This is a genomic window from Altererythrobacter aquiaggeris, assembly GCF_037154015.1.
GTDB classification, from domain to species: domain Bacteria; phylum Pseudomonadota; class Alphaproteobacteria; order Sphingomonadales; family Sphingomonadaceae; genus Aestuarierythrobacter; species Aestuarierythrobacter aquiaggeris.
This window is the reverse complement of record NZ_JBANRL010000001.1, coordinates 1,319,547-1,340,837: the sequence shown is the minus strand read 5'-3', so window position 1 is coordinate 1,340,837 and position 21,291 is coordinate 1,319,547. Positions and strand designations below refer to the sequence as shown.

Annotated in this window: 20 protein-coding genes; 11 read left to right on the top strand and 9 right to left on the bottom strand. The window is 57.3% G+C overall.

All coding sequences use genetic code 11. The features are described from left to right. Positions 1-6: 6 nt before the first annotated feature. The 7 genes from WFP06_RS06520 (at position 7) to lexA (ending at position 5,975) form a co-directional block, all read left to right on the top strand. Positions 7-1,503 carry an anthranilate synthase component I family protein gene (locus tag WFP06_RS06520; protein ID WP_419716241.1) on the top strand — a complete coding sequence of 499 codons (1,497 nt, stop codon included), beginning with the start codon at positions 7-9 and terminating at the stop codon, positions 1,501-1,503. Beyond that, the gene (locus tag WFP06_RS06515; protein WP_336986414.1) at positions 1,500-2,318 is read left to right on the top strand and encodes a phosphodiester glycosidase family protein; all 819 of its coding nucleotides are present in this window, start codon (positions 1,500-1,502) and stop codon (positions 2,316-2,318) included. The genes WFP06_RS06520 and WFP06_RS06515 overlap by 4 nt, the downstream gene beginning before the upstream one ends. Next, entirely contained in the window at positions 2,315-2,899 is a 585-nt protein-coding gene (locus WFP06_RS06510) for an anthranilate synthase component II (RefSeq protein ID WP_336986413.1), read from the top strand. Before WFP06_RS06515 ends, WFP06_RS06510 begins: the two co-directional genes overlap by 4 nt. Continuing rightward, positions 2,896-3,888 carry an anthranilate phosphoribosyltransferase gene (gene trpD / locus WFP06_RS06505; RefSeq protein ID WP_336986412.1) on the top strand — a complete coding sequence of 331 codons (993 nt, stop codon included), beginning with the start codon at positions 2,896-2,898 and terminating at the stop codon, positions 3,886-3,888. Before WFP06_RS06510 ends, trpD begins: the two co-directional genes overlap by 4 nt. Further along, the gene (gene trpC / locus WFP06_RS06500) at positions 3,885-4,670 is read left to right on the top strand and encodes an indole-3-glycerol phosphate synthase TrpC (RefSeq protein ID WP_336986411.1); all 786 of its coding nucleotides are present in this window, start codon (positions 3,885-3,887) and stop codon (positions 4,668-4,670) included. The genes trpD and trpC overlap by 4 nt, the downstream gene beginning before the upstream one ends. After that, a complete protein-coding gene (gene moaC / locus WFP06_RS06495) occupies positions 4,667-5,140 on the top strand; it encodes a cyclic pyranopterin monophosphate synthase MoaC (RefSeq protein ID WP_336986410.1) in 474 nt (157 codons plus the stop codon). Before trpC ends, moaC begins: the two co-directional genes overlap by 4 nt. Positions 5,141-5,282: 142 nt before the next feature. Then, the gene (gene lexA, locus WFP06_RS06490) at positions 5,283-5,975 is read left to right on the top strand and encodes a transcriptional repressor LexA (protein ID WP_336986409.1); all 693 of its coding nucleotides are present in this window, start codon (positions 5,283-5,285) and stop codon (positions 5,973-5,975) included. 59 nt (positions 5,976-6,034) lie between these two features. Here the strand turns inward: lexA and WFP06_RS06485 are convergent, their stop codons facing one another. Next, complete coding sequence (locus tag WFP06_RS06485; RefSeq protein ID WP_336986408.1) at positions 6,035-8,221, bottom strand: ComEC/Rec2 family competence protein; 2,187 nt, start codon at positions 8,219-8,221, stop codon at positions 6,035-6,037. A 28-nt stretch (positions 8,222-8,249) separates the two neighbouring features. Between WFP06_RS06485 and gltX the strand changes: the two genes are divergently transcribed. Genes gltX through WFP06_RS06470 form a run of 3 tightly spaced genes read left to right on the top strand, consistent with a single transcriptional unit; the run spans position 8,250 to position 11,216 of the window. Next, positions 8,250-9,671, top strand: a complete 1,422-nt coding sequence (gene gltX, locus WFP06_RS06480; RefSeq protein ID WP_336986407.1) for a glutamate--tRNA ligase — start codon at positions 8,250-8,252, stop codon at positions 9,669-9,671. Between the two features lie 27 nt (positions 9,672-9,698). Beyond that, on the top strand, positions 9,699-10,985 hold the full coding sequence (locus WFP06_RS06475) for a citrate synthase (protein ID WP_336986406.1): 1,287 nt from the start codon (positions 9,699-9,701) through the stop codon (positions 10,983-10,985). A gap of 30 nt (positions 10,986-11,015) precedes the next feature. Further along, on the top strand, positions 11,016-11,216 hold the full coding sequence (locus WFP06_RS06470; protein WP_336986405.1) for a hypothetical protein: 201 nt from the start codon (positions 11,016-11,018) through the stop codon (positions 11,214-11,216). An 8-nt stretch (positions 11,217-11,224) separates the two neighbouring features. Here WFP06_RS06470 and WFP06_RS06465 read toward each other — a convergent pair whose 3' ends face one another. From WFP06_RS06465 to WFP06_RS06450, 4 genes are all read right to left on the bottom strand, one after another. Further along, on the bottom strand, positions 11,225-12,598 hold the full coding sequence (locus WFP06_RS06465) for a sensor histidine kinase (RefSeq protein WP_336986404.1): 1,374 nt from the start codon (positions 12,596-12,598) through the stop codon (positions 11,225-11,227). 2 nt (positions 12,599-12,600) lie between these two features. Then, a complete protein-coding gene (locus WFP06_RS06460; RefSeq protein ID WP_336986403.1) occupies positions 12,601-13,563 on the bottom strand; it encodes a hypothetical protein in 963 nt (320 codons plus the stop codon). Positions 13,564-13,587: 24 nt separating this feature from the next. Further along, positions 13,588-14,772, bottom strand: a complete 1,185-nt coding sequence (locus WFP06_RS06455) for a hypothetical protein (protein ID WP_336986402.1) — start codon at positions 14,770-14,772, stop codon at positions 13,588-13,590. A gap of 67 nt (positions 14,773-14,839) precedes the next feature. Continuing rightward, entirely contained in the window at positions 14,840-15,148 is a 309-nt protein-coding gene (locus WFP06_RS06450) for an Hpt domain-containing protein (protein ID WP_336986401.1), read from the bottom strand. 68 nt (positions 15,149-15,216) lie between these two features. Between WFP06_RS06450 and WFP06_RS06445 the strand changes: the two genes are divergently transcribed. Continuing rightward, positions 15,217-17,838, top strand: a complete 2,622-nt coding sequence (locus tag WFP06_RS06445; protein ID WP_336986400.1) for a coiled-coil domain-containing protein — start codon at positions 15,217-15,219, stop codon at positions 17,836-17,838. 1 nt (position 17,839) lies between these two features. Here WFP06_RS06445 and WFP06_RS06440 read toward each other — a convergent pair whose 3' ends face one another. From WFP06_RS06440 to WFP06_RS06425, 4 genes are read right to left on the bottom strand one after another with little or no spacing between them, the layout of a single operon-like run. Beyond that, positions 17,840-18,121, bottom strand: a complete 282-nt coding sequence (locus tag WFP06_RS06440) for a DUF1467 family protein (RefSeq protein ID WP_336986399.1) — start codon at positions 18,119-18,121, stop codon at positions 17,840-17,842. 3 nt (positions 18,122-18,124) lie between these two features. Next, on the bottom strand, positions 18,125-19,771 hold the full coding sequence (locus tag WFP06_RS06435) for a ribonuclease J (RefSeq protein ID WP_336986398.1): 1,647 nt from the start codon (positions 19,769-19,771) through the stop codon (positions 18,125-18,127). Continuing rightward, positions 19,768-20,559 (bottom strand): type III pantothenate kinase, encoded by a 792-nt coding sequence (locus WFP06_RS06430; protein WP_336986397.1) that lies wholly within the window; start codon positions 20,557-20,559, stop codon positions 19,768-19,770. The genes WFP06_RS06435 and WFP06_RS06430 overlap by 4 nt, the downstream gene beginning before the upstream one ends. Positions 20,560-20,569: 10 nt before the next feature. Further along, complete coding sequence (locus tag WFP06_RS06425; RefSeq protein ID WP_336986396.1) at positions 20,570-21,280, bottom strand: biotin--[acetyl-CoA-carboxylase] ligase; 711 nt, start codon at positions 21,278-21,280, stop codon at positions 20,570-20,572. Positions 21,281-21,291 lie beyond the last annotated feature (11 nt).

Below are 21,291 nucleotides of genomic sequence, written 5' to 3'. Positions count from 1 at the left end.
ACCCTCATCAACTCGGGATCCGCGCGCGCCGCTCTTGCGGGCGGAGCGCCCGGTCTTGTCTGGCGCAAGCTGGTGGCAGACACCGAGACGCCTGTGGGTGCCGCGCTAAAACTAATCGAACCCGAGCGGGGCGATTTCCTGCTGGAATCGGTGGAAGGCGGGGAAGTCCGCGGGCGGTACAGTCTGCTGGGTCTTGATCCCGATCTGGTCTTCCGCGCGCAGGCAAACGCGGCCGAGATAAACCGGAAATGGCAGTCTGACCGTGAAGCCTTCACCGCGATCGATGCGGGCGCGATGGGTGCACTACGCGAGTTGGTACAGCAGTGCAGAATGGACGTTCCCGATGGATTGCCCCCCGCTCTTGCCTGTCTTGTCGGCTATTTCGGTTATGAGACGATTGGTCTTGTCGAGAAACTTCCCCGCGCAGCGCAGGGCGATTTGAATATGCCCGATATGCTGTTTGTGCGCCCCACCCTGTTGCTGGTGTTCGATTCGCTTAGTGACAATCTGTTTTGCGTCGCACCGCTATGGCCCGGCAGCGGCGAGCCGGATGACCTTATCGAGCGTGCAAGCGAGCGGATCGATGAAGCGCTTCGGAAATTGGCGCAGGCTCCGGCCATTCAACCCACTGTGTCCGGTATCCCGTCAATGGAACTGACGCCGCGCCTGGCCGAGGGCGAATATGCCGCGATGGTCGGCAAGGCCAAGGAATATATTTCCGCAGGTGACATTTTTCAGGTGGTTTTGGCGCAGCGTTACACCTGCCCCTTTCCGCTTCCGCCACTTTCGCTTTATCGGGCGCTGAGGCGTGTAAATCCTTCGCCGTTCCTGTATTTTCTCGATCTGCCGGATTTTGCCGTCGTGGGATCAAGTCCCGAGATCCTGGTCCGTGTACGCGACGGTGAAGTAACCATAAGACCAATCGCGGGAACCAGACCGCGAGGCTCGTCGCCAACTGAAGATGACGCAAACGAGAAAAGCCTCCTGAATGATCCCAAGGAGCGTGCCGAACATTTGATGCTGCTGGATTTGGGACGCAATGATGTAGGCCGCGTATCGTGCGCCAACAGCGTGGAAGTGACGGATAGCTACACTGTCGAACGCTATAGCCACGTCATGCACATCGTCAGCAACGTGGTGGGACAGCTTGATCCGTCCAAAGATGCTTTGGATGCCTTGTTCGCGGGATTTCCTGCCGGCACAGTCAGCGGCGCGCCTAAAATCCGCGCCTGCGAAATTATTGCCCAACTGGAGAGCGAAACCCGCGGCATTTATGCCGGAGGTGTAGGTTATTTTTCGCCAAACGGTTCGGTTGACAGCTGTATTGTCTTGCGAACTGCAATCATAAAAGATGGTATCATGAACGTGACAGCCGGGGCAGGTATCGTCGCAGACAGCGACGCAGTGTATGAACAGCGCGAATGCGAGGCCAAGGCCAGCGCCTTGATCGCGGCGGCCCGCGAAGCAGCCGCGATTGCGGGTGAACCAAGGTTCAGCCAATGAAACTGGCCTTACTTGTTATCTGCGCGGTTTTGCTGACTTCCTGCGAGCAGGAAGCGGGTGAGGCTGTTTCAAGGATCGAATACGGCAGGGCCGGCAATGTTGCCGTGGTTTCGGACTGCAAGCGCATCGAGTTTGAGGGAAGCGAGCTTACGCATTGTATCGCCGACCCGGCAATCCACCGCGTAAAAATGGCGCTGGGGCCAAAAGGCGGCAAGCCATATCGTAGCCTGGCAAATCTGGCGGGTGGGCGGCCAGCCGATGCCGCGCCCGTCGCATTTGCGGTCAACGGCGGAATGTATGACGAACAGGGAATGCCGATCGGCTATTACGTCCAGAACGGCGACCGTTTAAAAGAATTGAACCGCAAGGATGGCGACGGCAATTTTCACCTGCTGCCCAATGGTGTGTTTTATGGGACAGGCGATAGATGGAACGTGCGGACGTCCGAAGATTTCTACAGCTCTGTTCTGGACCGGCCGCAATTTGGCACTCAATCCGGACCGATGCTTGTAATCGGCGGGAAATTGCACCCGCAAATTTCCGAAGACGGGGACTCGCTCAAGCTGCGTAATGCCGTAGGCGTCGATAATGCTGGCCGCGCACACTTTGTAATCAGCGAAGGCGAAGTGTCATTCGGCAAACTTGCGCGATTTTATCGCGACGGGCTGGATGTTCCCAATGCACTTTTTCTGGACGGAACAGTGTCTTCGCTTTGGGATCCTGCCAGGGGACGGCTCGATCTGGGGCCCCCTCTTGGCCCGATGATCGTCGTGGAAAAGCGCGGGAAGCCAGCGCCGGGGGGAATCGGGCAATGATCCTCGTCATCGACAATTACGACAGTTTCACGTTCAATCTGGTGCATTATCTGATGGAACTGGGTGCTGAGGTCAAAGTCGAACGTAACGATGACGTCTCTGCTGCCGATGCGCTTCGGACCGGAGCCAAGGGTATCTTGATTTCGCCAGGCCCCTGCACACCGGATCTGGCGGGTGTGTCGCTGGATATCGTTGCCGCGTGCGCGGATGCCGAAATGCCGCTGCTCGGGGTTTGCCTGGGCCACCAGGCGATCGGCCAGTACTTTGGGGGCGAAGTCGTGCGCGGCGGGCTCATGCATGGTAAAACGTCGCCGATAATGCATGATGGTTCAGGTGTGTTCGCCCGTCTGCCGTCACCATTCCAGGCGACCCGTTATCATTCGCTGATCGTGAAAAATGCCAGCGATCAACTGGTGCCGAACGCGCGATCGGATGATGATCATATCATGGGCTTTCGGCACAAGACTTTGCCGATCCACGGCGTCCAGTTTCACCCCGAAAGCATTGCGACACAGCACGGACATGATCTGCTCGCTAATTTTCTGGCAATTTGCGGTATCGAGGTAGAATTACAGCCATGAGCACCCTCCCCCCGATTGACGCACATCTGAACGCCGCCGAAGCGGAAGAAGCGTTCGGACGCCTGCTCGACGGCGAAACGACCGAGAGCGAAATAGAAAGGTTCCTCATCGACCTATCTACCCGCGGCGAAACTGCCGATGAAATTGCCGGTGCCGCCCGGGCATTGCGCGCCCGGCTTATACCAATCAAGGCGCCTGCCAACGCCATTGATGTTTGCGGTACGGGCGGTGATGGGCACCACACGCTAAACGTTTCGACAGCGGTAAGTCTGGTGGTTGCGGCTTGCGGCGTGCCCGTGGCAAAACACGGCAATCGTGCAGCATCATCGAAGGCGGGTGCGGCGGATACGCTGGAGGCGCTCGGGCTGGATATGGATGCGGCAGGACGAACTGCGGAGGATACGTTGGGTGATCTCGGCATTTGTTTTCTGTTTGCAAAAAACCACCATCCGGCAATGGGCAGGATCCAGCCGATCAGGCAAAAAATCGGCAAACGGACAATTTTCAATCTGATGGGTCCACTTTCGAACCCGGCTCGTGTCAGCAACCAGCTGATCGGCATAGCGAGGCCAGCTTATGTGCCCATATATGCCGGCGCAATGGCACAGCTCGGCACGGGACACACCCTGATCGTATCGGGTGATGAAGGTCTGGACGAACTTAGTCTCGCCGGCGGAAACGAAATGGCAGACGTCAGTGGCAACGATTTCGAAATGAAGCGCATGGATGCAGCTGAGGCCGGGCTGCAACGCGCACCGGTCGAAGCGATCCGTGGCGGCGATGCCGCCCATAATGCGGCCGCACTGCGCGCTTTGCTCATGGGTGCACCGGGTCCGTACCGTGATGCCGTTCTGTTTAACGCCGCCGCTGCATTGATGGTGGCAGGCGAAGTGCAAAGCTGGCCCGATGGTGTCGAAGAGGCTGCCGAAGCGCTGGACAAGGGGCTCGCCAACACTCTTCTCGATTGCTGGATCAAGTCGGTCAAATGAACAAACTCGAAGAAATCTGCGCAACCAAACGCTCCGAAGTAGCGATCAGGAAACGGCTGCTTTCGCGTGCCGGTCTGGAACAGCAAGCTGGTGAGCAGGGGCAACCGCGCGGCTTCACCGCTGCGCTTGCCGCCGCATCCCGCAGCGGCTTCGGTTTGATCGCCGAGATCAAGCAAGCGTCACCCTCCAAAGGCCTTATCCGGGAGGATTTCGACCCCGCTGGTCACGCCGCAAGCTATGAGCGTGGCGGTGCAGCCTGCCTGTCGGTTCTAACGGATTCGCAATACTTTCAAGGGCATGAAGATTATCTGATCGAAGCCCGCAAGGCTTGCAGTCTTCCGGTTCTGCGGAAAGATTTCATGGTGGACCCATGGCAAGTTGTCGAATCCAGGGCAATTGGTGCGGATGCCATCCTGATTATCGTCGCTGCGCTGGACGATGACCAAATGCGCGAGATTGAGTGCGCTGCAACAGAAGCTGGAATGGATGTTCTTGTCGAAGTCCACGACGCGGCTGAAATGGAACGTGCTGCAAAGCTCGAAACGCGTTTGATCGGCGTGAACAACCGTAATTTGAAGACATTCGAAACTGATTTGACGATTACGGAAAAACTTGCATCGCTGGCACCTGAAGGCACCATTCTGGTCGGTGAGAGCGGGATATCGAACAATGCGGATCTCCTTCGGTTGTCAGGATCCGGGGTCCGCTGTTTTCTTGTTGGGGAAAGTTTGATGCGGCATCAGGATCTCGAAACCGCAACCCGCGCTTTGCTGGCATCATGAGCAGGCTCACCCACCTCGATGCCTCCGGCAATGCGCGCATGGTCGATGTCGGCGGCAAGGCCGAGACATTGCGGAGCGCTGTTGCCGAAGGCAGGATCGATATGTCCGATAAGGCACTATCTGCAATTACCGATGGCGACGCGCCGAAGGGCGACGTGCTGGCAGCCGCCCGTATCGCCGGTATCATGGCTGCAAAAGATACTGCTCGCCTCATACCCCTGTGCCATCCGCTCGCGCTGGATTCTGTCGTGATCGATTTCCGTTCGGACGAGCGCGGGATTATCGTCGCGGCCACCGTGAAGCTGACCGGCAAAACAGGCGTCGAAATGGAAGCTTTGACAGCAACATCGATCGCATTACTCACAATTTACGACATGGTGAAAGCGGTCGATAAATCCATGACGATCGGCAACCTTCGGCTGTGCGATAAAACCGGCGGCAAATCGGGCGACTGGCACAGAAGCGGCTAGTTCGCTCAGAATAATCAGCATTGTGCCCCGTCCGCTTGACACTTTTCAAAATGTTGCTTACTTGTTCCTCATTCGTTCACTAGCTGACCTGTTTGCGTCAGGGTGCGGATATTGATGCGGGCAACCAGGGAGCGACCCGATTATGCTGACTGCCAAACAGCACGAATTAATCCGTTTTATTCAGTTACGGCTTGAAGAAACGGGCATTTCGCCATCTTTCGAGGAGATGAAGGATGCGCTGGATCTCAAGTCAAAATCAGGTGTGCACCGTCTGATTTCGGCGCTCGAGGAACGGGGCTTTATCCGGCGGCTACCCAACCGTGCGCGCGCTCTGGAAGTTTTGAAACAGCCAGAGGATGCGAGTGCGGGGCAAGCGGGATCGGTTGCAGCAAATGATGTGATCGGACGCAAGATTGTGCCGCCGTTGGCCAATCGGCCGCAGCCTGCAAATGATGTGATCGAGATACCACTCCATGGCCGGATTGCGGCGGGGGCCCCGATCGAAGCGTTTGAAGATCATACGAGCCTTCCTGTTCCTGCTGCTCTGCTCGGCCCTGGTGAGCATTATGCGTTGGAAGTTTCAGGCGATTCAATGATCGAAGCGGGTATTTTCGATGGTGATTTCGCGCTGGTGAAACGCACCGATACAGCGCGCGACGGCGAAATCGTTGTCGCTCTGGTCGATAACACCGAAGCCACGTTGAAATATCTGCGTAAGGAAGGTGGCAAAATCTGTCTTGACCCGGCCAACTCCTCCTACTCGCCGCAAATTTACGAACCCGGGCAAGTGGAAGTTCAGGGCAAGCTGGCGGGATTGCTCCGCCGCTATCACTAAAGGTACCGTTTTGTGTCGGTGGCCGCGTCAGGCCTGCTGGCCGGCAGTCTTTGGCTTGATTAGCGTTTGCCCGGTTCCCAGGGTTGCCACCAACCGTGTCGGCCCTGCGTGTCGCTGACCCGGTCGATGCGTTGTTTTCCCAGAAAGAGGGCTAATCCGCCCGATTGTGCCAGGGTCCTGCGATCGGCCTTGAGCCATTTGGGCTGGCAACTGCGGGGAAGAAAGCGGTCTGCAACCACGATATCGGATGCCTCGCAAGCAGCGGCCAATGCGCTCTCTTCAACTAGGTCCTTGCTTCTGGCCATCAGAATTGACCACGCTTTACCCTCTCTCACGATGGTGATCGTGCAAAAATCTCTGCTGCACCGCGCCCCAGGCCAGCGATCGAGAGCGATAATCTGGCCCGAAAGACCTGCCATTTCCTGAAGGTTATCGCTGGCATAACTGCTTCGACTATCGCGCAGCATCAGCAGTATATCCCCTTCCCCTGCGATCCCGACATGGCGCCCATCACTCGACACCAGCACATCCGGGGCCGACAAGTTGAATACCCCGATTGCACCCGCCAAAACGGGGAAAAGCCCGTACAGTCGTCCCTTCCCCCTCCACAGGGCAAGCCATAGCGATCCCGCCAAAAACAGCGCAAATAGGCCCGTGCCCATATGCGGCGCCAGTTTAACCGCGCCGGGTTGTGCGGAAGTGAAGTGGGCAATAGCCAGCATCAGATCGAGCGATTTACCCGCTAGCCACCAAAACGGGGCGCCAATCCCTGCAATGTCTAAAGTGAGGGCAATCGCGATAAGCGGCATAGAGACAAAGGTTGTCAGCGGAATAGCGATTACGTTGGCAAGTGCGCCGTAAAGCCCGGCCCGATGAAAATGGAACATGACGATTGGCATCAACGCTATTTCGATCACCAACCCGGTGACAAGCAACATAAACGCCCGCCGCCCGGTTCGCGAGATCCAACGCTCCTCACGAGGGGCAAGGAATTGCCTGACAGGTTCCGAATTGTGAAGTGCGATGATCGCGATGACTGCTGAAAAGCTCATTTGAAAGCTCGGCCCCACCAGCGTTTCCGGCCACAGAAGCAGCACAAACAGTGCGGCAACCGATACCATTCGCAGTGAAAGCGGTTCACGCCCCATCGCCAATGCGATGAGGATCAGGACAGCTCCGACGCAGCTTCTGATTGTCGGTACCTCCGATCCAGTCAGAAGCGTGTACCCGATGCCGGCCAATGCCGCGAAGGCCGCCGCAGCAAGCGGCAACCGCACCCTCAGCGCCAACCATGGCCAAAGCGCCAGCAGGGTTATGGCCACATAATATGCGCCGGCGATCACGGCGCTGACGTGCAAACCGCTGATGGAAAGCAGGTGTGTAAGCCCGGCATCGCGCATGGCTTCTTCATCGGCATTTGAAATTGCTCCCCGGTCACCTGACGCGAAAGCTGCAGCGATCGACCCGGCCGAGCCATCCAGATTGCGCCGCACATGCGCGGACAGAAACCGCTGAAGGGGGGCCAGAAGGCCGCTCTCGTCCGCCCTTTGCCTGACCTCGACTTCTCCGAGAACGCTTCCCGTTGCGGCAAACCCGGCAAACCAGGCAGTACGCGCAAAATCATAGCCGCCCGGCAGCATCGGGGGCGCTGGCGGCATCAGCCGTGCGCGCATCCGCACGACGGCGCCTTCTTCCAATCCATCAACATCGTGTTCGGCCGGTAGATTGACGCGTAGCCGCCGGGCAGATCCGCTTTCGGCATCACGCATCGCCACAACAAGCCTGACCCTGCCGCGGGCGGGCTGTTCTTCGCGTTCAAGTATCTTTGCGTCGAACCGCACCACTTTTGGATAGTCGATCGGTTCGGCGCCGACCAATTCGGACCGCGCCCAGATGACCGAAATCCCTGCTGCAACGACCAGGCCCAGCGTCACAACGGCCAGTCTCAGATTTACCCGGAATACGCGCTCGCGCCAAAGCGATGCAGCCGCGATGGAAGCCAACACACAAGCGGTAATTGTCGCTATCCAGTGCCATGGTTCGTGCAGAACAAACCATAGCGCGATGCCTGATGCGAATGCGACAGCGATCCATGGCCCGCGGTCAAACCCCGCATTTGATAACCACGCATCCGCCGCATCGCCGATACTGGACAAGTTGAGGCCGCTGCGCCAAGGACGCTGCAGTGCAGCATCGGTTTGCAGATCGGCCCCCTCTATGGGTACCTGAACTGGTCCGGTCACCATTAAACCATTGGAAAGTAACACACACCACATGGCAAGCGATAACGCGAACATTGTCACCCGCTTTGCACCCTCGCCAACCGGGTTTTTGCATATTGGCGGGGCAAGGACCGCCTTGTTTAACTGGCTGTTCGCGCGGCACCATGGTGGAAAAGCGCTGCTCAGGATTGAAGATACCGACAAGGCCCGCTCCACGCAGGAAGCTATAGATGCGATTATCGATGGTCTGGACTGGCTCGGTCTGGACTATGATGCGGAACCCGTCTTTCAATCCAGCCGCGCTGGCAGGCATTCCGAAGTCGCAAACGCGCTGCTGGACGCCGGGCACGCCTACCGCTGTTATGCCACGACAGACGAACTGGCTGAAATGCGCGATGCCCAGCGCGCCGCCAAACAACAGCTGCGCTACGATGGCCGCTGGCGCGACCGTGATCCCGGCGACGCGCCGGCAGATGTCCCATTTACCGTCAGGCTGAAAGTGCCCACACAGGGTGCGACCTCGATCGATGACCTCGTTCAGGGCAAAGTGACGGTCCAGAATGAAGAGATCGACGATTACATCATTCTGCGGGCTGACGGTACGCCGACCTACATGCTCGCCGCGGTCGTGGATGATCATGACATGGGGTGTACGCATATCATTCGCGGTGACGACCATCTCAATAACGCATTTCGGCAGCTGCCGATCTATCGCGCCATGGATACAATCGAGGGCGGATGGGGCGACCCGGTCTATGCGCACATTCCGCTGATCCACGGTGCTGACGGCGCCAAGTTGTCAAAACGCCATGGAGCATTGGGCGTCGAAGCATATCGCGACGAAATGGGAATATTGTCTGACGCGTTGTTCAATTACCTGCTGCGGTTAGGCTGGGGTTATGGTGACAAGGAGGTTATCACGCGAAAGGAAGCGATTGACCTGTTTGATCTGGGCGGCGTGGGCAAAAGCCCCTCGCGGTTTGACATCGCGAAGCTCCAGAACCTCAACGGTCTTTACATCCGCGATACCGACGACCGCACGCTAGCCGGACTGGTGGGTAAGCGGATTACCGGCGATTTTGACCTGAATCTGCTGCAACGCGCCATGCCCGTGCTCAAAACCCGGGCGAAAGACATTAACGAACTTGCCGAAGGCAGCGCGTTTCTGTTCGAGCAGCGACCGCTTGAAATTACCGAAAAAGCGGCGGGATTGCTTGATGATGATGCGAAGGGCTATTTAACGCGGGTTTATGGCCATTTGAGCGCGGAAAAGGACTGGACTTTGGACGCGCTGGAGGCCAGTCTGAAATCACTTGCGGAGGAACTGGAACTGGGCCTCGGCAAGCTGGCGCAGCCTTTGCGGGCTGCGCTAACCGGGCGAACGACTTCACCCGGAATTTTCGATGTGCTGGTGCTACTCGGCAGAGAAGAAAGCCTCGCGCGGATTGACGCGCAAGCAGCGTCAGCAAGCTGATAGATTATACGTTAAGGAGTACGCATTTTGGCGGACAAACAGGCGACGCTGGCACTGGGCGGCCAGAATTACGATTATCCCGTTCTGAACGGAAGTGTCGGCCCGGACGTGGTCGATATCCGCAAATTATACGCCCAGACTGGCGCCTTTACGTTCGATCCCGGTTTCACATCGACGGCAAGCTGCGAAAGTGCGCTCACCTACATTGACGGTGAAGAAGGCGTTCTGCTCCATCGCGGTTATCCGATCGGCCAGCTTGCCGAACATTCCAGCTTTATGGAAGTTTCGCACCTGCTGCTCAACGGCGAGCTCCCCGGCAAGGACGAGCTTGACGACTTTACCTACACCATCACGCGGCACACCATGCTGCACGATCAGCTGCGCCAGTTCTACCAGGGGTTTCGCCGCGACGCGCACCCGATGGCGATCATGTGCGGAGTGGTTGGCGCATTGTCGGCATTTTACCATGACAGCACCGATATTTCCGATCCGGAGCACCGCAAGATCAGCAGCCATCGCCTGATCGCCAAAATGCCCACAATTGCTGCCTGGGCGTATAAATATTCGCTTGGCCAGCCATTTTTGCAGCCTGACAATTCGCTCAGCTATACGGGCAATTTCCTGCGGATGACATTCGGCGTGCCGGCTGAAGAATATGAAGTTATTCCCGCTGTTGAAAAGGCGATGGACAGGATTTTCATCCTTCACGCCGATCACGAACAAAACGCTTCTACCTCGACAGTCCGGCTTGCGGGTTCGTCAGGTGCAAACCCGTTCGCCTGCGTGGCTGCGGGTATCGCTTGCCTGTGGGGGCCGGCACATGGCGGCGCCAACGAAGCGGCTCTGAATATGCTGCGAGAGATCGGAACGCCGGATAAGATCCCGCATTATATCGAGCGCGCAAAGGACAAGAATGATCCGTTCCGCCTGATGGGCTTCGGACACCGCGTTTATAAAAATTACGATCCGCGCGCCATGGTGATGCAGAAGACTGTGCGCGAGGTATTCGATGCGTTGAAAGTGGATGATCCGCTGTTCGAAACTGCGCTGCAACTGGAAGAGATGGCGCTTAACGATGATTATTTCAAAGAGAAAAAGCTGTTCCCGAATGTGGACTTCTACTCGGGCGTAATTCTTTCGGCGATCGGTTTCCCGACCACAATGTTTACCGCCTTGTTCGCATTGGCCCGGACAGTGGGCTGGGTAGCGCAGTGGAACGAAATGATTTCCGATCCCGGCCAAAAGATCGGGCGACCGCGGCAGCTTTACACCGGCCCGACCCAGCGGGATTATGTCCCGGTGGATAAACGATAAAGACTGTCGCTGCTGCTGAAGGGACCGCGCATGATGCTTCGATATTTCTTGCAGATAATCGGCGTCGCGCTGGTCCTTTCAGGTGGCCTTTGGACTTTTCAGGGTTTGGGCCTCGTAAACTGGCCCGCGGACAGTTTTATGGTCAATCAGGGCCGCTGGGCGATTTATGGCGCGCTCACGGTTGCAGTCGGAGTGGCACTGCTCTGGAGCGCGAAGGTCCGCGGCTCCTGATCGTATGGTCAATCAGGCTTGGGTAATGCCAGTGTAAACCGGGCGCCCTGGCCCTGAGCGCTATTGACAGTCAAATCGCCGCGCATCGCTTTGGCCAGCGTTTTAGAGATGAATAGTCCCAATCCGGAACCTCCATCGCCGCTTCTGCCAAGGCGTTCAAATTTTCCGAAAACCCGCTGCTGCTGATCGGGCGACAGTCCCTGCCCCTGATCGGCAACGGTCAATGTCGCCATCGTCCCTGTATCTTCCAGGCGGAGCCATATTTGTGACCCTTCGGGCGAGTAGTTTATGGCGTTGCCGACGAGGTTCAGCAGGACTTGCAAGACGCGGCGAAATTCGCCGACCGCGGGCAGTTTTTCGCTTTCTTGCGGGGCAGCAATCGTAATCTTGCGTCCCTGCGCACGCACAGCCAAAATTCCGGCAGCGCGCCGGGCGACATCGCCAAGATCGATGATATCGGGAGCGACGGAGAAGCTGTCTCCTTCGACAATTTCGAGATCGGCCAAATCGTCGATTAACGCCAGCAAATGTTCGCCAGCGGCAGAAATGTCAGCCGCATAACCACTGTATTCGTCGGATATGGGCCCGGCCAGTCTGCTACGGATGGTTTCCGCATTTGCAATAATTCGTGCAATCGGTTGACGTAAAACCGGAGCGATCTCTCGTCCGATCTGATGTGACGGTGCGCTTTTCGTGTCAGCTTTGAATTGTGAACCTTCGGGCGGAACATCATGGGAATGCAGATAGATTTCAAAACCGGCGTCAGCGGTCGCCCCTGGCGCTTTTAACGGCGCAATAGCGGCGCGCCACACGCGTCCTGATGCTTCGAGCCGCAATTCCGCGCCGTCAAGCAGACGCCAATGCATCGGTTGGCGGTGGGTGTTTCCTTCAAATTCGACAAAATCTGTCCAGCGCTTACCCAGGTTTGCCCGCATGATATTTGTCGCCGCTACCACGTCAGGTGCACGGCTGATTACCGATACCAGTCGGTGTTCGATGTCCGTCCGCAGTTCAATCTCGGCGGCATGGCGAATGATTGCGAAATCGCGGTCGTGCTCGGCAACCGGGTCCAGCTGGTTTACCGATGCCGTTTGCCATGAAGCAACAGCCACGCTGCAGCCTGCGCCATCTGCGTTTGTGGGTGTAATTTCTATCCAGGCAGAAATTTGTTCGGAGCCGTCATTTGCCACCATCGTACGGGCGATCTTGCGGCCATTCGCAGTGGCTTTTTCAACCATTTCCCGAAGCTGGGGGATAGCGATCCTACCGGGAATGTCTCCGCCGCACCGGCGCTGCAGACTGGCAAGGGGTTCGTCTGCTGAAATCAGAAGATTTTCCGCATCGGTGGCGCCGTACGCCAGAATGTCTGCCCGTTCCGACATAATCAATCTGAATGCCGCAGACCTGATCGTGCCAGCATTGCCGCCGCGCGATCTGCGCGCAGAAGCCCGAAATCCGCGGGAAGCGATATCTCCGGATGCAGCTGGGCAAATTGTTCCGTTACCGCCTTGGGTGACAGTCCCGCAGCGCGTAATGTGAGTGCCAGCCGCGCCAGTTGGCGATCATTTGTGGCCATTGCAATCAGGTCGCGCGGTTGATCGGTCGCGGCGGACAGGCCGCTAAGATACAACGCCGGTCCTGCCTGGGAAATCACGAAAGTATCAGCCGCATTCTTGGCCATGTTTCGCACCAGGCGCCGCGCGATTCCCGTTCTGCTGGCATCTTCGCCGAATTCTTCCCTGAGGTTTGATGTGGCCCGGTTGACCGTTTCGGGGGCAGCATCTCCGGCGTGCGAATCCAAAGTGAGCAATGCCAGATTGAAATGAGCCTGTGACAACTCGGTCAGTGGCAATTCCATCCTGCGGATTTGTTGCATGAACCGCGCCTGCGCCGCGAGCAACGCCATTCCGTCTGCCGCCATATCAACATCATTTGACGCTATAAGCGTCTGGAGTAACGGTGAAAGGACAGCGTCAACGACACCGCGAGATTGAAGGCGCGCTGCAAAATGCCACTCCAGAACCAGCGCGTGACAATGGTGCACGAAGGCAGGTTCTTCTATCAGGGCATTCGTAAGTGAGGGTACAAGTTCGTCGAGCAGTTCATAAGGTTCGGCAATGCTTTGGGCCGATGCAATCGCCATCACAAACTGGCGCGCGCAATCACCGGTCATACCCCTGATCCGGGCGATGATTTCGTCGCTGAACAGCGAATGATCATCATTCGCCAGCAAATGGCCCAGAATCGGCCCTGCGGTTTTCAACACCATATCGCCCTGATCAAGCGCATCGTGCAACACACGCTCGATTGGTTGCACATCATTTTGGGGCGAAGCCGGTTCACTCATGCGCACCCGCATAGCCGGTTTTGGTTAAGCGCGCGTTAGCCCAGCCCTGTTCAGTCGCACACCAATCAATATCAGCGTGATAATTCCTAATATTTGCAGAGTGTTGACACCAACTTCTGACAATACCGCGAGTGCGAGAATTATTGATAGCAGTGCCCTTTCGCGGACTGTTTTCCAAATTGGAGCGATACCTGTCATTTCCGATATTTTCAGCAGGCCCAATAACACAATTGCTGAAAAGGCTACGTTGAGCCGCTGATCTTCCGCCACCGCCATAACGCAAAGCCAGATGAGCATTGCTTCGAGGGCCCAAACTGCGGCGGACGGCAGATCAATGCATTTTGGCGGACCGCCTTCCATAACGGCAATACTGCGCGAAAAGGCCGCCAGAACGAAGGCGGCTGAAAGGCCCGCCAACCCGATGGCCGGGGCGAAGAACCACCCTGCCATTGCCGACAGCAACCCGGTACAGATCGATGCGGCAGCGATCCTCGCCGAACCAAAACTCCGGCCAAGCAATTTACTGCCAGTTGCCAGCATAATCCGGTCGGACAAGGCACTGATCGGTGTCCAGACGCTGGCCGGGACAAGCCGCCTGCGAAGCATCGTTTCTTCCAGCCGGGTTGCCTGCTCCCGCGTTTGCGGCAGCGCCCACCTGCTATCGGACAAAAGTGCTGCATCAAGCGGCATAAGCTTCATGCCGCCTTGAAGCGCGATCCGTAACAGTGCGGAAACAGGATCCATGCCGTCCGGCAGGCTGAACAATTTTTCGATCAGTCGCCCCGGCAAAAGCATTACGCCGGCCCATCCGAACTCGGCATCGATGCGTTCGAAACCGGCAGCAACAGCGGGATCCGAACCGAATACCGCGATCGAAGGACCCATATCGGCCCAATTGGCCAAAGCGTCATCGTCAAAAACGGCGTCACGTTCCATCACCAACACCTCGTCCGCAGCGGTGACGAGCCCTGATAGGTCGCGCAGGTGTTTGATGGTGTTGAATTTGGCACCGGCCTTCTCGGCCGAATGTTGAAGCGCGAAAACCTGCTCCGACATATTGTCAATTTCGCAAATGATCCGCTCGGCACCCAAGGCCAGCGTCTGCCCCAATTGCCGACCGGCTAAAGTCTGGCCGGCAATTTCCATGCAGGATGTCGTTTTATCCGGATCTGCGTGATCGCCGGTGATTGAAATTATCGCGGTACGCAAATTGCCGGGCTCCCATCCAGTCCTGGTGGATGTAAGTCCTATGCACTACCATGCCAAGCGTGACGTGTCAGTCCGATGCTGCTGCGAATTCGACCTGAAAGGCTTCCAGCCGGCGCACGATCGCGGGATCGCCAGGCGCCGATTCGAGAGCTTCTTCCGCGAGAACGATCAATTCCCCGGCATGAAAACTTGCTGCCAGCCCTTTCAGGCGCATGGCAGCAACATTCCAGTTGCCGTCACATCTGGCGCGTTTCAGCAGATCAATCTGCTTTTCCAGGCTTTCCGTGAACGCCTTGCGGAGTTCGGCGAACAAGGCGGCATCATCGCCTGCAGCCGCCGACAATGTCGCATCCAACGCTCCGTTTTCATATACCATTGCCCTGCGCTAGGGGAATAAGGTTAAGGCAGGGTTTATCCGTTCGCACATCATGATATGCTGCGCAGATGATTGACCGCAGCCGCCTTGTCGCAATCGATGCCGGACCCGAGCCTGAAGAGGCCGAGTTCGAAGAAATTTCCGAAAACACCGAGGAGCTTCGGCTTGATGAAAGCTGGGCTGAAGACTGGCCTGAAGATGAAGACAAACCTCCGCGCGATTTGGCATGGGCGCTTCCCGCATTTGCAGGCGTGGTTGTCGCGGCATGGAGCGGATTTTTCGGATGGCTGAATTGGTCCCGGATGTCATCCGGAGCCACTCCGCAGATGTGGTCGGACTGGATTGGCGATTGGGCCGTGCCGGTTTTGCTGGTCGTGGCAGTATGGCTGTTGGTCATGCGAAACAGCCGGAAAGAGGCTTCGCGGTTTGCCGACACGGCGCAGTCGCTTTCAGCGGAATCGGCGCGTCTGGAAACCCGGCTCGGGGTGATAAACCGTGAACTCAGCCTCGCACGCGAATTTCTTGCCGCCCAGTCGCGCGAACTGGAATCGCTTGGGCGGATAGCATCAGAGCGTTTGTCGGAACATGCAGACAGGCTTCAGACGCTGGTCATCACGAATGGTGCACAAGTCGATTCAATTGCAGAGGTCAGCGTCACCGCGCTTGGTAATATGGACAAATTGCGTGACGATCTTCCTGTGATAGCCAATTCGGCGCGCGATGTTTCGAACCAGATCGGCGCAGCGGGGCAGAACGCGCAGCAGCAGCTCGAAGAACTGGTCAGCGGGTTTAACCGGTTGAACGATTTCGGCCAGGCGAGCGAGCGGCAGGTCATCGCGCTTGGTGAAAATATAGGGGCCACTTTGGCGAGGTTCGAGGCGCAAACGCAGCAGCTTGATGACATCGTCAGAGCCCGTTTCGACGCATTGACCCAAAGCAGCGAGGAATTCAGGACCGATCTGGACAACCGCGAAGTCGCTGCGCTTGCGGCAATCCGCCGGCGTGCGGATGCTTTGACTGCCGAGATAGATGCTGCGCGCGGCACTCTGGAAGAGCAGGAAGAAGAAGCGCTACGGTCATTGCGTGCCCGTCTGGGAGGGCTCAAGGACGAGAGCACGACAATCGCCCGATCCGTGCAGGACGGACAATCCGCGGCGCTGGGGGTCTGGCAAAACCAGATCGAAAGTTTGCGAGTGAGATTGGTCGAGACAATCTTGGAAGTGCAGACAATTGATGAACGGGCAATCGATTCGGCCAATGCGCGACTGGATGCATTGCGCACCAACGCGCAAACCGTCGATGAAAAAGCGTTGGAGAGAAACCAGCTGTTTGGCGAACAAATGGAAAATCGCCGGGCCGATATTGCGGCAGATGAGCAGGCGGCAAGCCATGCGCTCTCCGATCAAATGGCCAGGTTTGACGCGGCGCTTGCCGAACGCAGAGCGGAACATGCCTCCCATGCCGCCAATATGGAAGCCCAAGGCGAAATGCTGGCGGCAAGGTTGGCCGAACTCGAGGCTCACATGTTGGCGATCACAGCGCAGAGCGAGGATGCCGAGCGCCGCATTTCCGGCGGATCTGACGAATTGGCCGCCAGGCTGGGCGAAAGCCGCGAATTGCTCGACACGACCGGATCCGCAATCTCCGCTTTGACCGACGCCAGCGTGAGATTGCTTGAGCTTATTCAGGCCAGTGCCCGCCATTCGGGCGAAGAACTTTCCGCGTCGGTAGGAATGGCTGAAGAGCGCCTGGGAGCCTTGACGTTGCAGGCCGGGAACGTCCGATCGATCATTGCGGAGGCAGACGAGAAGGGCCGCGGATTGTCCGACTACGTCATTACTGCACAAGACCATGGCAAACTGGCCGAAAATCAGATTGCCGCGTTGCACGGCAAAATCCGCGATGCCGATGAACAGCATGTCGCATATCTGGACAAACTTCAGTCCGGATTGGCGGCATTGCACGACGAAAGTGTCCGCGTCGCAGAAGCGTCACAAGGTGAACTGAGGGACGCAATCGCTGTTCTGGAACACGCCGCTAGCACCGCTGTCGCATCATTGGGTAATCAATCAGCGGCGCAAACAAGGGCGCTGGCTGACAGCATCGGTGACCAGGCAGCCAGATCAATCGATGAAGCACTCCGCCACCGCACAAGCGAAGTCATGGCGGAGCTTGATATTGCTGCGACCAGGGCTGCCAACACCGGAAGGGAAGCGGCAATCCAGCTGCGTGACCAGCTGGCAATGGTGAACGAACTCACAGGAAATCTTGAAACCAGAGTAACGCGGGCGCGTGAACGGGCACAGGAACAGGTGGACAACGATTTTGCGCGCCGCGTTGCGCTGATAACCGAAAGCCTGAATTCAAACGCTATCGACATCGCCAAATCACTATCAAGCGATGTCACCGACACATCATGGGCAGCTTACCTGCGCGGCGACAGAGGCATATTCACAAGGCGCGCGGTGCGGCTTCTGGACAATCAGGAAGCTCGCGAAATTGCTCTGCTTTACGAAGAAGACGGCGATTTCAATGACCATGTCAGCCGCTATATCCATGATTTCGAGGCAATGCTGCGCAGTCTGCTCAGCACGCGCGACGGTAACGCGCTCGGGGTGACGCTGCTATCTTCGGACATGGGCAAATTATACGTGGCGCTGGCACAGGCGATCGAGAGATTACGCGAATGATCTAGTCGTCGAACCCTGGCGGTGTACCGAAAACATTGATGTCCTCGGCACTTATCCAGCCGTAGATATAGTTCAGTACATAAAGCGTGGTAAGAATGGTGCTCATGATTGCGGCGCGCAACATATGCTTGGGAAACGAAAAGTTTGCCGGAGCGCTGTCTGCCTGCCCCGGCACTTTTTCGACCCCCATCTCGTCGTGCGTTTTCATACCGAAAGGTAGCAGGACGAAGGCGCTCATCACGAAAAAGAGCACATAAATTGCGACGATCGATGTCCAGTACATGCCCTATTCCCCGGCGAGGATAACCTTTACCTGCGGTTTCTTGCCGCTCCAACGCTTGGCGGCGCGGCGCGCAGCAAGCCTGGCCGCCTCGATTACCGCAGCGCGATCCTTGCGCTCGGCACCCTTGAGCTTCTTCAAGGCTTTCACAACATCAGCTTCAGCTTCTGCCACGAAATCCGGGTAATCTTCATCGAGCGGCAAACCCATGCTGTCAATTTGTGCTGTGCCGTCGGACGACAGGACGACGATCAGAACGCCATCAAGTGCCAGGCGGCGCCGGCCTACGATAGCCTCACCGTCGGCGGGAACGATCACATCACCGTCGAGCACCAATCGGCCGGTGCGTACTTTTGCAAGCCGTTCCGGCTTACCCGGAGCAAGGCGCAATATGTCGCCGTTCTGCTGGAAAACGGATTGCGGAATACCCGCCTCTTTGCCAACCCGCACCTGTTCCTTCATATGTCTGATTTCGCCGTGTACCGGCACCAGAATTTCCGGCCGGATCCAGCTGTAAAGCGCTTCAAGTTCTGGCCGTCCCGGATGACCCGAAACATGTATTTCGCTCTGCCTGTCGGTAACCATCTCGATGCCGCGTTCGGCGAGACGGTTCTGAACCTTGCCGATGCTCACCTCGTTGCCGGGTATCTGGCGGCTCGAAAAAAGCACCACGTCTCCTGCGTCGAGCGCAATTTTGTGAGAGCCCTCGGCAACTCGTGACAAGGCAGCGCGAGGCTCACCCTGTCCGCCGGTTGCCACGATCATGATTTCACCGCGGGGAAGTTTCATCGCAGTCTTGAAATCGACGGTCGCCGGGAAGTCCTGCAAATAACCATTGGCCTGGGAAACTTCGACCATCCGGTCCAGCGACCTTCCTGCCACACAAAGCTGTCGGTTGGTCTCTCTGGCCACTTCGCCCAGCGTCTGCAGCCGCGCAACATTGGAAGCAAATGTGGTCACCATCACCCGCTTGCCCTTGTGCTTCTTGACCTCCGCCATCAACCCCCGGTGCACTGCACCTTCCGATCCGCTTGGATTGGGGTTGAAAACATTGGTCGAATCGCAAACCATCGCGAGAATACCTTCATCGCCGAGTTCGGTCAGTTCTTCCTGCGTAGTCGGCTCACCAATGATCGGTTCTTCATCCAGCTTCCAGTCGCCCGTATGGAAAATCTTGCCATAAGGGGTTTCGATAAGCAGCGCATTGCCCTCGGCAATAGAGTGCGCGAGCGGATAATAACTCACTTCAAACGGTCCGACATCGAACGGTTCGAGATCCTTGACAATGTTCAGTTCGACATCGTTGGTCAGGCCCGCTTCCTGTAGCTTGCGCTTCACCAGTTCGGCAGTGAACGGCGTGGCGTACAGCGGCACCCCCAGGTCGGCAGCGAAATAGGGAACGGCACCGATGTGATCCTCATGACCGTGCGTAAGCACCACCCCGACCAGATCATCAAGCCGGTCCTCGATAAACTCCAGATCGGCAAATACAAGGTCCACGCCGGGATATTCGTTACCGCTGAATGTCATGCCCAGATCGACCATCAGCCACTTTCCGTCGCAGCCGTACAAATTTACATTCATGCCGATTTCGGCTGATCCGCCAAGCGCGAGAAACAACAGTTCTTTTTCGGGTTTGAAGTTCTTGTTCACGTATTTTCGCTCTTGTGTCCGGCACGCATCGCGAGCGTAGCGAGGCCTTCCAATGTCAGGTCTGCATCCACCACGTCAAAAATCTCCGTATGTTTGTCGAACAGGATCGCAAGGCCGCCGGTCGCGACGACTTGCGAAGGCCTGCCAATTTCCTTCTTCATCCGCCCGATCAGGCCTTCCATCATGGCCACATAGCCCCAATATACCCCGATCAGCATCTGGTCTTCGGTGTTACGCCCGATCACGCTGCGTGTCTCTGGCGCACGAATAGCTATGCGCGGTAATTTTGCGGTCTTACCCACCAATGCGTCGAGCGACAGATTGATCCCCGGTGCGATGATACCGCCCTTGTACGCGCCGTTGAAATCGACGACTTCGAACTTGGTTGCCGTGCCGAAATCGACCACGATCAGGTCGCCGGGATATTTCTTGTGCGCAGCAACACAGTTCAGCGCCCTGTCAGCGCCGAGCGACGTGGGTTGTTCGACATCGATTTCAAAACCCCAGCCGGCATCACCCTTCCCGGCGATCAGCGGATCGATCTTGAAATATTTCTGCGACAGGACAGTCAGATTATGATCGGCCCGCGGCACAACCGAAGCGAAAATGATCTGCGTAATGTCGTCGCGGGTGTACCCTTCGATCTCCATCAGCTGGAGCAACCAGACTGCATATTCATCGCCCGTGCGGCGCGGATCTGTGGCAATCCGCCAACGCGTTTTAATCTGCTCTCCATCGAACAGGGCGAACACGACATTGGTGTTTCCGACATCGGCGGCGAGCAGCATGGGTCTTCCTTCAGCCTAAGAATACATCGCCGGCGTGGATGGCACGGATGGTGCCATCCGCCAAGCATAGCCGCAGTGCGCCATCAGGAGTTAAGCCATGGAATCTGCCGTCAAACGCCCCGCCGCCGGGCTCATGGATGGTCAACACGGTCCCGATGGGATGCGCCGCCGCCTCCCACCGGCGCATGATCGCGCCCAGCCCGTAGGTCCGCCACCGATCAAGCTCGGTTTGAAGGGAACCGGTCAGAATGCGCGCAAATTCGTCGCGGTCAACGCTCGCACCAACTGACTTTAGCGATACGGTGTCCCGGTCTGCCAGTTCGGGGGCAGAAACGAGATTGACCCCGATACCTGCAACGACCCGGTCATTTACCCGCTCAAGCAGGATGCCCGCCAGTTTCGCGCCCGAAAGCAGCAAATCGTTAGGCCATTTGAGCAGCAGTCCATCCGGCGCGGGCAACACGTTCCGCACGGTTTCGTACAAGGCAAGCGCAACCACAAACGACAAGCTGGACGGGGCAGGATCGCGCGGGCCCGGATTGATGATGCAAGACGCCATCAGGTTTCCGCAGCCGTCTGTCCATTTGCGCCCTTGCCTGCCGCGCCCTGCGGTCTGGCGGTCAGCAACCAGCCAGTGCCCTTCCGGTAATGGCTCGCCGTCCAGCACACGCTGTACAAGGTCTGCGTTGGTTGAGCCCGTTTCGGCGACAAATTCGATCATGCCGCACCGCG